13 protein-coding genes are annotated in these 14,417 nt (G+C 62.2%); 2 read left to right on the top strand and 11 right to left on the bottom strand.

Annotated features, from left to right (window positions below; translation table 11 throughout):
• Nucleotides 1-26 precede the first annotated feature (26 nt).
• The 8 genes from JIN84_RS07570 to JIN84_RS07535 form a co-directional block, all read right to left on the bottom strand.
• Entirely contained in the window at nt 27-1,343 is a 1,317-nt protein-coding gene (locus JIN84_RS07570) for a hypothetical protein (protein WP_234043262.1), read from the bottom strand.
• Complete coding sequence (locus tag JIN84_RS07565; protein ID WP_200350426.1) at nt 1,330-1,959, bottom strand: RNA polymerase sigma factor; 630 nt, start codon at nt 1,957-1,959, stop codon at nt 1,330-1,332. The genes JIN84_RS07570 and JIN84_RS07565 overlap by 14 nt, the downstream gene beginning before the upstream one ends.
• Before the next feature lie 48 nt (nt 1,960-2,007).
• Nucleotides 2,008-4,284, bottom strand: coding sequence for a delta-60 repeat domain-containing protein (locus tag JIN84_RS07560; RefSeq protein WP_200350425.1), 2,277 nt, complete (start codon nt 4,282-4,284; stop codon nt 2,008-2,010).
• Between the two features lie 56 nt (nt 4,285-4,340).
• On the bottom strand, nt 4,341-6,710 hold the full coding sequence (locus tag JIN84_RS07555; RefSeq protein WP_200350424.1) for an ABC transporter permease: 2,370 nt from the start codon (nt 6,708-6,710) through the stop codon (nt 4,341-4,343).
• Between the two features lie 118 nt (nt 6,711-6,828).
• On the bottom strand, nt 6,829-7,566 hold the full coding sequence (locus JIN84_RS07550) for an ABC transporter ATP-binding protein (RefSeq protein ID WP_200350423.1): 738 nt from the start codon (nt 7,564-7,566) through the stop codon (nt 6,829-6,831).
• A 71-nt stretch (nt 7,567-7,637) separates the two neighbouring features.
• The gene (locus JIN84_RS07545) at nt 7,638-8,063 is read right to left on the bottom strand and encodes a very short patch repair endonuclease (RefSeq protein WP_200350422.1); all 426 of its coding nucleotides are present in this window, start codon (nt 8,061-8,063) and stop codon (nt 7,638-7,640) included.
• Between the two features lie 30 nt (nt 8,064-8,093).
• Nucleotides 8,094-8,426, bottom strand: a complete 333-nt coding sequence (locus JIN84_RS07540) for a hypothetical protein (RefSeq protein ID WP_200350421.1) — start codon at nt 8,424-8,426, stop codon at nt 8,094-8,096.
• 44 nt (nt 8,427-8,470) lie between these two features.
• Nucleotides 8,471-9,016: a DUF1003 domain-containing protein gene (locus tag JIN84_RS07535; RefSeq protein WP_200350420.1), complete on the bottom strand. Its 546-nt coding sequence runs from the start codon at nt 9,014-9,016 to the stop codon at nt 8,471-8,473.
• Nucleotides 9,017-9,143: 127 nt separating this feature from the next.
• Here JIN84_RS07535 and JIN84_RS07530 point away from each other — a divergent pair, with 127 nt between their 5' ends.
• Complete coding sequence (locus JIN84_RS07530; RefSeq protein WP_200350419.1) at nt 9,144-9,701, top strand: plasmid pRiA4b ORF-3 family protein; 558 nt, start codon at nt 9,144-9,146, stop codon at nt 9,699-9,701.
• 29 nt (nt 9,702-9,730) lie between these two features.
• Here JIN84_RS07530 and JIN84_RS07525 read toward each other — a convergent pair whose 3' ends face one another.
• Entirely contained in the window at nt 9,731-10,591 is an 861-nt protein-coding gene (locus JIN84_RS07525; RefSeq protein ID WP_200350418.1) for a CvfB family protein, read from the bottom strand.
• A gap of 99 nt (nt 10,592-10,690) precedes the next feature.
• Here JIN84_RS07525 and JIN84_RS07520 point away from each other — a divergent pair, with 99 nt between their 5' ends.
• On the top strand, nt 10,691-10,957 hold the full coding sequence (locus JIN84_RS07520) for a hypothetical protein (protein WP_200350417.1): 267 nt from the start codon (nt 10,691-10,693) through the stop codon (nt 10,955-10,957).
• Here JIN84_RS07520 and JIN84_RS07515 read toward each other — a convergent pair.
• Complete coding sequence (locus JIN84_RS07515; protein ID WP_200350416.1) at nt 10,954-12,699, bottom strand: endo-1,4-beta-xylanase; 1,746 nt, start codon at nt 12,697-12,699, stop codon at nt 10,954-10,956. The two genes, JIN84_RS07520 and JIN84_RS07515, sit on opposite strands and share 4 nt — an antisense overlap.
• A 19-nt stretch (nt 12,700-12,718) precedes the next feature.
• Nucleotides 12,719-14,392, bottom strand: coding sequence for a hypothetical protein (locus tag JIN84_RS07510; RefSeq protein ID WP_200350415.1), 1,674 nt, complete (start codon nt 14,390-14,392; stop codon nt 12,719-12,721).
• Between the last annotated feature and the right edge of the window lie 25 nt (nt 14,393-14,417).

Here is a 14,417-nt window from a genome sequence, read left to right as displayed (position 1 = left end):
TTGTTTAGACCAGCCTGCGACCACTTTCAAGGACCACTCTCGACGATGATTCTGTCCGGCTGTCCGTTGGGCACATCGGAGCGTTCTATCAGTTGGAAAGAATTCGTGGAGGAGAAGTTGGGGATCGTCATCACAATGGTTCCGGAACCGACAGTCAGAGGCACGAATCCCTCCGGGATGTGGACGCCGGTGGGTGGTTGCGTGTCTCCTCCGGCCAGCAGAGGGCCGGATTGGGTGGACACCCCGCCTTCATCCGGTGCGGTTGATGGAGCCGGAGGTGTGACGGGGATCGTTTCCTGGTGTCCGGACGAGTCGGTGACGATCAGGAGGTGCTGTGTCCCGGTGGCCGGCGGAGGGACCTGGTCGATCACCACCTCCGCCGTGTCATCAACCGCGCTCTTGATGATGAATCCTTCGGGTAAGGTCCTGGGTTTTGTCGCAATCCGGGGAGAGGTGTCGGGATGGTCGTTGAAGCGGGTGATATCCTCGTCCGCGGTGGCTTTTTGTCCGATGAATCCCCTGCCTTCGGGATCGGCGGACCAGACGATGTCCGCCTCGGGATCATAAAACTCGCCGTCCTCGGACCGCAGGAGGCCCATTTCCCGCCAGGCATGTTCGGGGAAGTTCCGATGTCGGATCATCCCGTCATCTGTCGGGAAAGGCAGTCCGTCGGGCAGCCAGCCACGTTCGATGACGAGCGTCGCCGGGTCCGATGATGCAGCGCTTTCCACTTCCAGTGTGGAACGCAACGCGTGTGACAGGATCGTCCGCACCCGCTGCCGGGATTCCTCTTCAGTGCGTGGAACGGTCCCGGGAGCGGTGAGGTTGATCACTCTTGGAGACAGGTCTCCACGATCCCGCCTGGCGTCGGCGAGACGTTCCTGAAGTCGGGCGATGTCATGACTGATGCGGTTTTCCCGCGACGCCGGAAGAGGCTCGGCCTTCGTTTGGTGGTCCGCATGGGATGAAAATGACTCCTCCGCCAGTTTTTCCCTTTGGTTTTGCAACCCGAGGTTGGTCTCGCTGGGCCAGAGGACGATGGCCACCACTGCCGCGGCAGCCCACCCGCTGGCCGCAAGCCATGGCATCATGGGGAAGCCCTTCTTCCGGGCAGGCGTTCCTGATCCGCTGATCTCAGCCATCAACCGGGGCAATACCTCGGCAGGTGCCACGTGAAGCGGGGAAACCGCCAGCCAGACATCTGCCGCAGTTTCGCGCGTCGTCCGGATCTCAGCGGCGAGGCAAGGTTCCCTGAAAAGTCTTGGATCCGGGTTCGCTGGATCGTCCGGGTCCAGCAGGTCGAGCGCGCGCGCCGTGGCGTCCGCGAGGTCATTTGGATTCATCGTCATCTCCTTTCTGCAGAAGCTCTCTCAGTTTCAACATCGCCCGGTGGATGCGGATTTTCGCGGTGCCCAGCGGTATGCCCCATCGCCGCGCGTGGTCCCGCATGCTGCCCGGATCGAAAAGCGCCGCCCGGACGCTCTCGGATTCCGCGTCATCCAGCCGGGCGAGAGCGGATCTCACGCGGGTGACCGTCTCCCGGAAAACCAGATCCTCCACGCCGCCACGGGATGGGACTTCGAGTGCGGCCCCGGCCTCCCAATCATGCCAGACTCCGGACCTCCGCCTGCGGCTCCGTAAATGATCAAGGCACAGCCCGCGCAGGATCATCGCGCACCAGGTGAATCCCCGGCTTTTTTCAGGATCGAAGTCTCCGGCTTTTTTCCAAACCCGCAGGAAACAATCCTGCAGCACTTCCTTTGCCGCGCCCTCGTCCCGGATCCAGTGCAGCGCCATGCTGTACAAGCGGTCGCCCCACATCCGGTAAAGCTCGGCAAGCGCCTCCGGATCCCGGCGGGCGATGCGTGCGAGCAGCCGCGACCCATCCCGGACGTCAGTCCGTCCGCCCGCGTCCATTTTTTTCGCCGCCTCGCCCATTGGTGATTCTCCTTCTCTCATGTCATCCGCCGGAGAGGAATGCCGGGTTTCAGAAAACGGATGTTTTTCTCAGCGCCACGACCACCCGCTTGCCGGGCCGCCCTTGATCCAGGCCAGTCCATCACGGGCCTTGCCATTCACCAGGTTGAAATCACCTCCCGCCCAGAGCCGTTTCGTCCGCGGATTCCAGGACAAGGCGAGCGGGTGGGTCCCGGTTTGATTGAGAGCAAGGTTCCATGGGATCTTGCCGGACTCCTTCGCTTTCCACCAATTGCCCGCAGCCTGTCTGTCGCGGCTTGCGAATGCCGGACTGATGAAGGTCTTGTCGATGCGGCCGTTCGGGAACAGCCTGAAAAGTCTGGCACCTTTTTTCTGAAATCCGGCCGACAGATAGAGATTTCCCGATTCGCCCGGCACTGCGGAAACCTGGCTGAATGCGTCCGGCGCCGGGGCGCGGAACCATGACGCCCAGCCTGAATTCTCCCACAATCTCAGCCGGCGTTGCGTTGCCTTCCGGGTCTCGAGAAACAACACGCCGTCGCGTGTTTCGCACAGGGGCTGGAGCTCCACATCGTAGGTGGTGAGGTCCCGTTTGACTCCGCCATTCGCTGAATAAATGACCCCGCCGACGACGAACGATCCGTTCTTCCGGGTCATGACATTTCCGGAGACCGACTGTTGGTCGTTGATTTGGAATCCCGCCACCCGTGAGCCGTCCGCATCGAGCCGATGGAGCTTCACGATTACCACCTCATTCGCGCTGTATGTTTTCGCAAGGATCCCATCCCGGCCGATGGCGTGCACGCTGACAACATCGGTGACAAGTGGATGACCGGAATTCCCGTCGAATATGGATCCCTGTATGTCAGGCCGGTAGCTTTCGATCAATGTCCCGTCCATACGCAGTTTCACGAGATTCGAAACGATCCCGTCGCCATAGCTCACCGGCTGTGAGGTGACGACATAGATCGCCTTTCCGGAAACCGCGACGGACTTCCACTCGCTGATCCGTTCATCCAGAATGAACTTCGGGTCCACCGTTCCATTTTCGCGAAACACCACCAACCGGTTCCGGACGCGCCCGTCCACCGTCGCGAAATCGCCGCCCACCAGCGTGCTGCCGTCGGGCAGGGGAGCGATCACATTCACATCCGCCGGTCGATCCAACTGGGGAACCTTCCACGTGGCATCCCTGCTGCCGTCCGCCTTGATGCGGAGCAGTCCGTCGAGCAGCCATTTTCCACCTGCCAGAGACACCACGGAACGGACATCCTGATGGCTTTCAAACGTGGGATCAGGGCTTCCATCCGGGTGGTAGCGTCGCAGGGCGGTGGGGAAACCGGTGTAAAGACTCGCCGCAAACATCGAGGACATGCCCGTTGCGAGGTAGGAGCCATCCGCCGCCTCCGCCCAGCAGAACTTCGCTCCGAAGATCGGAACCTGGAAATCTTGGGAACGTGACAGTTCTCCATCCGGATCATGCCAGTCGACCCGGTGGACGGCGATGCTCGGAGCGGGCCAGTAATTCCAGAGGGACATGTCCGGCCGGTAGATGACCCGGAACGCCCCCTGCGGACCGGCCGCCAACCGCTCCGCCCGTCTTCCGCTCAACAACTGCCTTGCGGTTCCGATCAACGCTCCGTTTCCATCGATTTGAAACACCCTGTCTGGAACGGGAGGAGGGGAGGCACCGAACCATGGCTCTGAATAATCCGCGGTGAGCACCCACAAGGTCCCGGCCGGTCCGGGGACCACGCCGCTCGGGTCTCCCGGCCAGTCGGCGGCTTGGGTGAATCCTGGAACCAGCCTGCCGGTTTTCGCGTTTCTCAGTTCCAAAACCCTCCGGCCGTCCGCTCCGTCACGAATGACCCACAGCCAGCCGTTTTGTTCGAACTGGGGAGTGATCGTCTGACCTGCCTGCCGGTCGGGGAATGCCTTGCCCAGCGCCTTGCCCAGCGCCTTGCCCAGCGCCTTGCCCGCCGCGCTCATCCGCAGCCAGCCGTCGGATTCGTCCGGCAGCAGGAATTCTCCATTGGCGAGTAAAAATGGTGCGACCGCCGGTGGCGAGCCTCCCAAACCCAGCGCGTTTTTCTCCGCGAGATAGCCGCGCGCGGGCTCGTCCGCGATTCCCCCGTTCACTCCCAGCCGCACCAGATCCGACGAGGGCGATTTGTCCGCCCGTTCGAAGCCGCCACCGATCCAGATCCGGCCGTCGGCCGCCACCGTGACGTGGTCGGGGGCGACCCATGCCCGCAGTTCCGGGGTGAAGTTCTGGTCCGGATCCCCCGGTTTTCCATTCGCCACCGCCAGGGCGAGCATCCATATCAGACCGATTGTTGTTCTCATCTTCCTCATCTCCGCCCGCTTTGATCATCCGGTTTCAAAAAATCCAAGAAGCAATCTCAGTCGCGGGCTTTCAGGACCCCGACCATGTCGAGTTTCGCGATCATCCGGCTGACGAGCGCGAATGACATGACCGAAGCGGTGAGCACGACGAGGATGGCGATGGAATAGGTGGACGAATTGATGACGATGGGCAGGCGCACGGTCTCCGTGCTGAAGGAGGACATGATGAAAAGCGCCAGTCCGCGCCCGAACAACAGCCCGAAGGGCAGGGCCAGCAGGACGAGGATCGCCAGTTCTCCAACGAGCACGCCACGGACTTCCGCCAGCGAAAAACCCACGACACGCAGAGTGGCAAGCTCACGGCTTCTTTCGGAAAGGGCGATGCGGGCGCTGTTGTAAACCACACCGAAGGCGACGATGGTGGCCAGGACGAAATAAAGCTTCCGGATGATGCCGATGCTTTTACCGGTGGTGTCGCGGAAGGCCGCGAGCTGGTCGCGTTTCACCATCACCACCGCGGCGGCGGGCGTGTCCTTGAGCTCGCGCATGAACTCGTCCCAGCGCTTGTGGTCCAGCGCGAGATAGGCGCCGTTCACCGTGTCACCTTCCTTCATCAACCGCCGCAGCGCGGAAATGTCCATGTAGGCGGCGACCCCGGCGAAGTCGGTGACGAGGCCACGAATGGGGATGTGAAGGGTGGGGCGCCGTCCTTCCAGGACCTCCACCTCCACTTCGTCGCCGATGCGCGCACCGATGATTTTCGCGAGCATGGCGGACATGATGAGCCCGTCCTCCGGCATCTTGATGGCATTCCCCTGGTCATCCAGCAGGCGGTTCAGATCCGCGGTCTTGTCGATGCCGGTGACGGAGAGTTTCCGGTGGCGGTGGCCGAATTTCAGGCGGGCCTGCACGCTGCGGATCGGCTCGGCGCGGATCACACCCGGCAGGTGCTCCAGGTCATGGAAGCCACGGCCGGAGCCGGGTTCGGTCAGGAAAACGGCGACGTCCTGGCGCTGTTGTTTGTTCCACTGGAAGGTGAGCAGGTAGTCGATGCTGTCCGCCATGGCACCCGGCAGGACCATGAGGCCGGTGGCCAGTGCGAGACCGGCGGCGGTGAAAACCGCCTGCCATGGACGGCGCTCGATGTTCCGCAGGGCCATGCGGAAAACAGGACTGAAGAAACGGGTGAGGCCCACGCGTTCGAAGAGGGAGGGCTTGAAATCGGCGGGAGGCTCCGGGCGCATGGCTTCGGCGGGCGGGAGTTTCACCGCCTGCCAGACGACGGTCAGGACGCCAAGCACGGATGCTCCGAGGCTGATGCACAGCGCGAGGCCCATCGCGCTGTAATCCATCTTGAAGACCAGCGAGGGGAAACGGAAGAACATGGTGTACATGTCCACCAGGCCGCTACCCAGGAATCGCCCGGCGATTCCGCCGATGACGGTTCCGAGTATGCCGATGACCAGCACGAACTTCAGATAGTGCCCGCCGACCTGGCCGGACGAGTAGCCCAGCGCCTTCATCTGGGCGATCTGTTCACGCTGGAGCCGCACGATGCGCGCGAGCACCGCGTTCACCATGAAGGCGGCGACGCTGAGGAAAACCAGCGGATAGGCGACCGAGAGGGATGTGAGCACCCGCAGTTCGTCATCCAGACGCTGGGCCGAGGCCTGTTCCTTGCGGAGGTAGGCTCCGCCCGCGCCGTAGGGCGCGAGGATGCGGTCCATTTCCTCGATGATCGGCTGGGGAGAGGCGCCGGGTGCGAGGTCCATGACCACATTGTTGAACGCGCCGTCCAGGTTGTAGGCCACGGCGAGCGCGCGGTAGTTCATCCAGATGACGCTGAAGCGCTTGTGGTTCGGCAGCGTTTCCCCGGCCCGTGCCTCGAAAACGTATTCGGGGGAAAGTCCGATGCCGCAGATCTTCAGCGTTTCGCGGCGGCCGTTGATGACGGCGACGAGGGAGTCGCCCGTTTTCAGGCCGTTGGCATCGGCGAATGATTCGCCGAGCACGACCTCCCGCCGTTCGTCCGAGCGGGGGAACCTGCCCGTGCGCAGGAATAGGCGGTTGAGCTTCTGCGGGCCGCCGTCCTCAGGCAGGGAAATGATGTGGCCGGTGGCGGGTTCCGAGAGGCCGGGCAGATCGAGCGTCACTTCCACGGCGACCCGCGGTTCCACCGTGGCGACTCCCGGCAGGGTGGCCAGCCGTTCGGCGACGGAGAGCGGCGCGCGCTTCAGATTGGCGAAGACGTCCGCCATCGCGTATTTCTGGTAATAGGCGGAGCGCGTGCTCTCCAGAGTCATGATGAGGCTCCGCGTCATGATCATCATCGCGAGACCGCAGGCCATGACGAGGCTGACCGCGATGATCTGGCCTTTCATCTTGCCGAGATCGCGCAGCAGCTTGCGGTCGAGTGGGGAGATCATGAAAGACGGTTGAGAGTGGATGGTTGGGAGTTGACGGAGAAAGAAGCGGATGATGCTGGAATCGGATTCTTTATCTTGCTCTCAACGCCCGGTTTCAGACACTCAACTTCTTGACGATTTACCATTTCAGTTCGGCTGCGGGCAGGCGGACGTCGTTGCGGTAGGATTTGACGATCTTCCCATCCGACAGGTGGAGCACCCGGTCCGCCATATCCGCCATGGCGGCGTTGTGGGTGATGATGACGGTGAGGGTGCCGAGCTCGCGGTTGATGCGTTCGACAGCCTCCAGCACGGCGATGCCGGTGGTCACGTCCAACGCCCCTGTGGGTTCGTCGCAGAGCAGGACCTCCGGGCGTTTCGCGATGGCGCGGGCGATGGCGACACGCTGCTGCTCGCCGCCGGAGAGCTGGGAAGGGAAGTGGTCCATCCGTCCGCTGAGGCCGACCATTTCCAGCGCTTCCTCCGGTGTCATCGGATTGCGGGAAATCCCCGTGATGAGGGCGACATTTTCCCGGGCGGTCAGGCTGGGGATGAGATTGTAGAACTGGAAGACGAAGCCGACACAGTTCCGGCGGAAGAGGGTGAGCGTGTTCTCCTCCGATCCATCCAGCGGCCAACCCTTGTAAATGAGGTCGCCCGAGCTGGGCACATCCAATCCGCCAAGGATGTTCAGGAGGGTTGATTTTCCACTGCCGGACGCGCCTAACAGGCAGACGAGTTCGCCGGCGTTCAGGTCGATGTCCACGCTGTGGAGGGCCACCACGTCGAGTTCACCGGTGTGATACACTTTGCGGACACCACGGGCTTGGAAGACGACTCCGGTGGAAACCGGGATTGGAGACTGGGTGGAACTCATCGGGCGGCGGGAAACTAGCAGATGGACGCCGGATCACAACTCCGGGTTGAATCGGAATGAAAACGCCGCGATCACCCCAGAAGCTTCGGCAACCGCTTTTCCAACCAGCTCCGCGCGGCGGCGGTTTTCAGGGCGCACTCCCAGATGGTGACGACATGCCAGCCGAGGGCCCGGAGCTGCTTCTCCACCCGGAGGTCCCGGGCGCGGTTGCCATCGATCTTGAGGGTCCACCAGTCGCTGCGGGATTTGGGGATGCGGAAATGTCTGCAGTGCTCATGGCCGTGCCAGTAGCAGCCGTGGACGAAAATGACGGTCTGGTGCTTCGGCAGGACGAGATCCGGACGGCCCGGCAGCAGTTTGTTTTTCGGGCCACGGATGGTGAACCGGTAGCCATGGCGGTGCAGCAGGGAGCGCAGGATGAGTTCGGGCCTGGTGTCATGGCCGCGGATTTTCGCCATGACTTCGGACCGTTTTTCCGGAGTGAAGACGTCGGCCATGGGGAAAGGTGGTTCATGTTCCCGATGCCGTCAAACGACGGTCCAGACGATCAGGCCGCAGGCCAGCACCAGGCCGCAGAGGCCGATGATGAAGACGATGTCGGCCGCGGTTTCCAGCCGGTGCATGCGGCGTTTCGTCCGGACACGCAGCGCGCCGTAGGAAAGCAGGCAGGAAACGAGGAAAACCATGGCATCGACCGCCAGCAGGTCGTCTTCCAGGCGGTGGATTTTTGTTCCAACCGTGATGCGGCCCACGATGCTGATGACGGTGAGGCAGACGCCGACGAGCGCCGCGGAGGCGGTGAAGATGTGGATGGCGATGTCTCGCTCGACCTCGGTCGCATCGGGTTCGGGAAGCTTCATTTCGCGGAGTCGGTTCTGGCAGGAAAGCGGCGTGGCCGGTGGTTTCAGTTTGCTGAATTTTCCGTGATGCGCTGGTGGACTTCGGCGGTGAGGACTTCGATCCGTTCACTCAGCGTCTTGGTGATGGCGGTCAGTTCGGTGTTCTGGCGGACGAGCTCCAGAAGGGTGGCCGTCTGGGCGGAGGCGAGTTTTTCCCGCTGTTCGCTGGCGGCGGCCAGGTCTTCGCGGTGCTGGGCGTCGGCATCGGCATGGGCCTTGTCCCGGTCCGCCTGGCGCGTCTGGGCGAGCAGGATCAGCGGAGCGGCGTAGGCGGCCTGGAGACTGAACGCGAGATTGAGCAGGATGAACGGGTAGATGTCGAATTTCACCACTCCCGTGGTATTCAGGATGATCCATGCCCCGACGATGACCGTCTGCCCGACGAGGAAGGTGGGGGTGCCGAAAAAACGCGCGAAGGCTTCCGCCTTGAGCGCGAACCAGTCGTTTCCGAAAGTGGGGGCAAGGTGGAGGTGGCGCGCGTGAAAGCGGAAATGGTGCTTTTTACCAACTGCCGGAGCGGTGGAAATGGCGGCGGAGGATTCGTTTTCCATGACATTCAATTAGCGTGACGGATGGCGGTCGGTCGAGCCGAGGTTTTGGGGGATTCGCGCGGGCGGGAAAATGTTGGAGGAAATCCGGGTTTGATTTTTTCCGGCGGGATGTCCACAAGCTCTTGGCATGGCGAAGGCGAAAGACGAGAACCGTGTGGTGGTGAAGGTGTTTCTGTATGGGATCCAGCCTCAGATCTGGCGGCGTTTCTCCATTTCCTCGGAAGTCACGTTCATCCAGTTCAGCGACGCGATCCAGTCGGTGATGGGCTGGGACAACAAAAGCCCGCACGAGTTCCGCCACGGAAAAGGCAAGCGGCTGGTCGATGTCATCGGCCCGGTGGGTCTGGAAGACCAGACGGCGGGTGAGTTCCAGGACGAGGCCGTGCTGACGGTGAAGGAATTCCTTGGAAAGCGCCGTCTGCCGATCCGCATCCTTTATCGTTACGATTTCGCGGACGAATGGATCCATGAGATCGTTTTCGAAAAATGGGCCGCCGGTGAAGGCGGTCCGGTGGTGTTGGAAGGCGAGCGTGCCTGTCCCCCGGAGGACTTTGGCGGGACTTTCCAATACATGCAGGCCCTGCACGGAGAAATCGAGTGGGCGCACCCGGGGTATGATCCGGAAGCGTTCGACCCGAAAGCCGTCAGCTTCGAGCAGAAGAAGGCGGTGAAGAAGAGGAAATAGGCGCGGGATTCAAAGGATCGATCCCGGTCTCATCCTTCGCTGGGCGACCAATCGGTTTCCTCAAGCAGCCGCAGACCTCTTTCCTCGATGCGGATGACCTGTTTCCTGAACAACGCTCCCGTCGCTTGTTTGAAGGCGCGTTTGCTGACCCCCAGCTCTTCGTTGATTTCCGCAGCCGAGGTATGGTCGCCGATGGCCCAGAATCCGCCGCGCGCCTTGAGTTCCGCGAGGATCTGGCCTTCCAGGTCGTCGATCTTCGCCCGGCCGGGAGCGTGCAGGGTGAGGTCGACTTTTCCATCCGGCCTGACGTCGGCGATGTAACCCTTGAGCATCTCTCCGGGGTGCAGGGGTTGGAAGACATCGTTGGCGAAAATGAGTCCGCTGTGCGTGTCGTTGATGATCATCTTGTAGCCCAGATCGGTTTTCGCATAGGCCATCAGGTCCACGGCCTGGCCGGTGCGGAAGTCGTGCGGTTCCTGGTCGATGTGGCGGGTGAGCCGGGTGGAGGCGATGATGCGTGCCGTCTGCTCGTCCACATGCACGTGCACGATGTAGTTTTTCCCGACCTCCATGCGGACCTTCTGTTCGCGGAAAGGCACCAGCAGGTCCTTCGGCAGCCCCCAGTCGAGAAACGCGCCGACGCCCGTGACCGCCACACACTTCAGCCGGGCGAACCGGCCGGGCATGACCTTCGGCATCTTCAGCGTGGCGACCGGGCGGTCTTCGGAGTCGTTGTAGAGAAAGACGTCCACGAACTCCCCGAGCGTCCACTTCTCCGGCATTTCGCGGCGCGGCAGCAGGATTTCCCCGAGATCGCCGCCATCGAGATAAAGCCCGAAGGTTTTCTCGTTCAGGATCCGGAGTGAGTCGCGTGTGCCGATGTGTGCCATGCGGGCATGATGCCGGGCATGCGGCGGCGAGTCGATGGCGATTTCTCAACCCGGTCCCATATCACTTGCCTCCGCCCCCCCGGCGGGCCAGTCTCCGGCATGGAAAGTCACGAGTGGTTCGAAAATACCGACGAGGGAAAGGTTTACTACCGAGCGAATTATTACCTCGGCGGCAAGTGGACCATCATGACCACCACCCAGAAACGCAATCCCACCTGGACGGACATGACCCCGCCGTCCGAGGAAGCCTTGCGCGAACTGCGCGACATCATCTGGAAGAAATACCAGCGCAAGCGGCTGCCTTGGGAGCGTGTCGTGGAGTTGGACAAGCTCCTGGGCGACGAACCGCAGCCGAAGCCGCACTAATCCGGAATCACGATTTCGGACGTCTTGCCAGGTTGGAACGGAGCCGTCACGCGTGCTCCGGTTTTCACCTTGTAGCTGCCCTTGAATCCCCGCCAGCTTACCCTGCCGTCCGCATCGCTGACCAGGGTTTCCTTGGTGTGCCAGTTTTCACACAGCCATTCTTCCCAGACGAGGGCGGCGGGTTTCGGTGTCCAGTCCTTCTTCCAAAGGGCCGCTTCGGGAATCCAGTGGCGGTTTTCCCAAAAACCCCACAGGAGGAAACCATCGTAGGCGGGGTGGCTGAAACAAGCGATCATGCTGTCCCGCAGATAATCCGCGGCGAGCTGGTCGTCGCCATTCGTCGCGATGTCGAACTCGGTGATCACCTGCTTCGGCACCACCGACGTGAAATGGTCCGTCACGCGCAGCAGTTCCTCCGGCGAGGGCAGGTAGCTGCTGTGGAAATGTGCCTGGTTTCCCAGTCCATCCACCCGAACGCCGTCGCGCTTGAGTTTTTCCAATAACTCGTAGGTCTTGTCCTGCTGGGGACCGGGGCGGAAAATCTGATCCTCATTGATGCAGAGCGGCAGGTTGGTGAGTTGGCGCGCCTCACGGAAGATCTCCATGCCCACGCCGTCGAGCGGCGGACCTTTCTGTCCGAGCATTTCCGCCCCTTTCCACGCGATGGGATGGTTGATCACATCCCATTCCGTCACCCGGTCACCGATGGCGGCGATGCGTTCCCGCGAGCTGGCCAGCAAGGCTTCCCGCGCCTTCGCCGGATCCGCCAGGCGTTCGCGGGTCCAACCATCCACCGCCTCCTGCATCAGGTAGTGGCCACGGATCGAAATTCCGTTTGCTTCCAGCCATGCCATGCTCTTCTCCAGCTCCGCCTTGCCCTGCGTGTCATGGGGGAAGGTATCCGGCTTCAGATCGTTTTCAAAAACCACCCGGCTGCACGTCCGTCGCACGATGTCGCGGTAGCGGTCGCCATCCGGTCCCTCCATCGTCAACATCCCGCGCGTCACGCAGGTGCCGAAGCCGAATTCGTGGCGGTCCAGCTCGATCTCCACCGCGGTGTTGGCGAGCGGGGCGCCGTCTTTTCCCCGCAGCCGTATCGAAAAGTCCGCCTTGCGGATACTTTCGATGCGTTCCAGCGCCGCTTTTCTCCACGGGGCTCCCGGCCCGCGTCCTTCGTAGGTGTCTTTCTGACGCGGCAGTTTCGTGATGTCGAAGTCCGGGCCGTAGTTGAGCACCCGGACGTTCGCGATTTCCACCGTCTGGGTTTGTTCGCCGAGGAAAATCGCCAGTTCGGCCGTGCCCTCCGGCGCGTCCAGCTTCGCCACGATCACCTGATGGACAGCCTGCCATGCGGTGCCGATCCTGGCATTCTCGGTGATCCCGAGCATGTCATGGGGCGGAGTTTTCAACTGCACTTTCGCCATCGCAAGCCCCTCTTTTTCCACCGGGCAGCGCGCCATGTAGGTGATCAGCAGCTTGTCGCCGCTTTTCACCGGCCCGGTCGTGAGGGGAGTTGCCAGTTGCGCGTTCCACGGTTGTTCCGGACTGGCCTTGTCCACGGTGATCCGCATCGCCTGGGAGAAATCCTGTCCATCTACGGAAACTTTTTCCGCATGTCCGACCGTTCCTGTCCAGGCGGTGGTTTTTTCCTGTGTCGTGATCAGTTCCACGCCGCCTGCCGGAATTTCCACGGCAGGGCAGAAGGACGCCGCCATCATGAGAATGAATGGGATGAGACGCATGATTCGCTGCTTGGTGATTCTAACGTGTGCCATCCAGTGCGAGTTGCAGGGAAACCTGGGCGTAGGTCGTCATGATCGCCGTCTGGGCGGCCTGCATCGGGCTCACCGTGTCATAATAATCCCGGGCTTTCGTGGTCGCCCGGTCGAGAGGGCGGAGCTTCGCCACGAGTTCCTGGACCAAGGTCAGGAGGTCGCGGTCGCTCTTCTCGGTATAGCGGAACAAGCCGTCCACCGCGCTACGGCAGGTCTCGTAGGTGGGGGCGATGCGCGGGATTTCCTCGTCCGTATAGCCGGGGCTCGTGCGCTTCGTGATCCACTCCATCGGCTCGATGGCGCGGCGCAGCTCGTGGATCAGGAGTTTCCTCGGGAGGAACACCGGGCGGTTTCCCGATCCCTGCAAGGCGAGCATCCTCGCCGAGTAGTGATTCGGCACTTCCTGCGCGGTCTCCAACAAACGGCGGCGGACGAATGGATTTCCGACGTATTGTCCCACCGGCAGCGTGGTCGATTTTTCGCGGAGTTCGCGAAATTTGTTGGTGGCGCTTGCGAGCGGACCTTCCGGATTTTTTACCGACAGTTCGAGCACATCCTTGAAATTGACCGCGAGCAGCACCTCGTAGTCGAAGAAGAACTGGGGCTGCTCCATCGCAAGCAGGGAGGGGAGGGTATCCGCCGCGCCCGCGGGCAATATCAGCCGGCCTCCGCTACCCTTGCCGAGCGACCGGAGCTGGCTCCAGAGATCCGGAGGCACCAAGAAATTTCCCGCTTCATCCAGGGTGCCGATGATCGTCGCATCCGGTTCATTCCCGGTGACCGCCGCGCTGGCCAGGACCGCCGCGGCGGCATTGATCGCGGGAGTGTTTTTTGCCGGAGGCAGGATTTGCGATCCTTCCACGCCGATCGTCACCCGGATTCCCGCAGGGAGCTTGCCATGCTGTTTCTCCAGCAGCTTGATCAGATCCCCGGTTGGCATGGCTCCCGCCTGGGAACCGACGTGGACAAAAAAAGGCGCGTCGTTGTCCGTCCGCTCGGAGGTCATGGAGACAGACGCGACGAAAGGCACGGTCTGTGGCATCCGGCCGGTGTTCACGGCGGAGAAAAGCATGGTCTTCACCGTCGCCTTCTCAAGACGCACCTCGGCGGGAACCGGCTCCACCGGCGTGTCTCCGGCGGCCGCCACCACGGTCTCATACTTGGCGAGCGGCGGAATCCAGCCCGCCCATTTGCCCCGCTCGCCCGCCTCGCGGAGGGATTCTCCGCGCGGGTCCTTCGGATCTGAAATGACGAGCACATCCTTCAGGCATGCCGCGAGCGACTGCCCCTGGGGCCCGGCTTCCGGCGTGTCGAGCCAGCCGATGACCTGCCACAGCGACGCACGGCTTTTTTCCATCTTGCCGTCATCCGCATCGCGCTTGTGTTTTCCCGCGGTGAAATCCTCGATCAATCCACGTGCCGCGCTGTTTCCCGGATCAAGTGCCAGGGAAAGCGCCAGCATCTGCGCCGCCCCACGCCTTTCCCGGGCTGTCTGCGGGTCAAGCCCATCCGCGAGGGTTGCCAGCTTTTCCGCGACATCCGCCATCGTCTCCACGTCCAATGGCATGCGATCCCGGCGGAATGCGACCGGGCCCTCCGCCGGCGGGGAGAATTCCCCGGCGCTCAATGCGGTGGACAACACCCCCAGCAGGCTCACCATTTTGAGAAGACGAAATTTTCCTGAC

The organism is Luteolibacter yonseiensis (genome assembly GCF_016595465.1).
In the GTDB taxonomy this organism is placed as follows: Bacteria; Verrucomicrobiota; Verrucomicrobiia; order Verrucomicrobiales; family Akkermansiaceae; genus Luteolibacter; species Luteolibacter yonseiensis.
Note: the sequence above shows the minus strand (reverse complement) of the source record. Positions and strands in the feature narration are given on the sequence as shown.

Bases quoted from the DNA above. Each gene is read 5' to 3' on its own strand.
- JIN84_RS07540 (WP_200350421.1), bottom strand. From the start codon at position 8,426: ATGAAGCTTCCCGAACCCGATGCGACCGAGGTCGAGCGAGACATCGCC.
- JIN84_RS07510 (WP_200350415.1), bottom strand. From the start codon at position 14,392: ATGGTGAGCCTGCTGGGGGTGTTGTCCACCGCATTGAGCGCCGGGGAA.
- JIN84_RS07565 (WP_200350426.1), bottom strand. From the start codon at position 1,959: ATGAGAGAAGGAGAATCACCAATGGGCGAGGCGGCGAAAAAAATGGAC.
- JIN84_RS07530 (WP_200350419.1), top strand. From the start codon at position 9,144: ATGGCGAAGGCGAAAGACGAGAACCGTGTGGTGGTGAAGGTGTTTCTG.
- JIN84_RS07515 (WP_200350416.1), bottom strand. From the start codon at position 12,699: ATGCGTCTCATCCCATTCATTCTCATGATGGCGGCGTCCTTCTGCCCT.
- JIN84_RS07535 (WP_200350420.1), bottom strand. From the start codon at position 9,016: ATGGAAAACGAATCCTCCGCCGCCATTTCCACCGCTCCGGCAGTTGGT.
- JIN84_RS07525 (WP_200350418.1), bottom strand. From the start codon at position 10,591: ATGGCACACATCGGCACACGCGACTCACTCCGGATCCTGAACGAGAAA.
- JIN84_RS07545 (WP_200350422.1), bottom strand. From the start codon at position 8,063: ATGGCCGACGTCTTCACTCCGGAAAAACGGTCCGAAGTCATGGCGAAA.
- JIN84_RS07520 (WP_200350417.1), top strand. From the start codon at position 10,691: ATGGAAAGTCACGAGTGGTTCGAAAATACCGACGAGGGAAAGGTTTAC.
- JIN84_RS07555 (WP_200350424.1), bottom strand. From the start codon at position 6,710: ATGATCTCCCCACTCGACCGCAAGCTGCTGCGCGATCTCGGCAAGATG.
- JIN84_RS07570 (WP_234043262.1), bottom strand. From the start codon at position 1,343: ATGAATCCAAATGACCTCGCGGACGCCACGGCGCGCGCGCTCGACCTG.
- JIN84_RS07560 (WP_200350425.1), bottom strand. From the start codon at position 4,284: ATGAGAACAACAATCGGTCTGATATGGATGCTCGCCCTGGCGGTGGCG.
- JIN84_RS07550 (WP_200350423.1), bottom strand. From the start codon at position 7,566: ATGAGTTCCACCCAGTCTCCAATCCCGGTTTCCACCGGAGTCGTCTTC.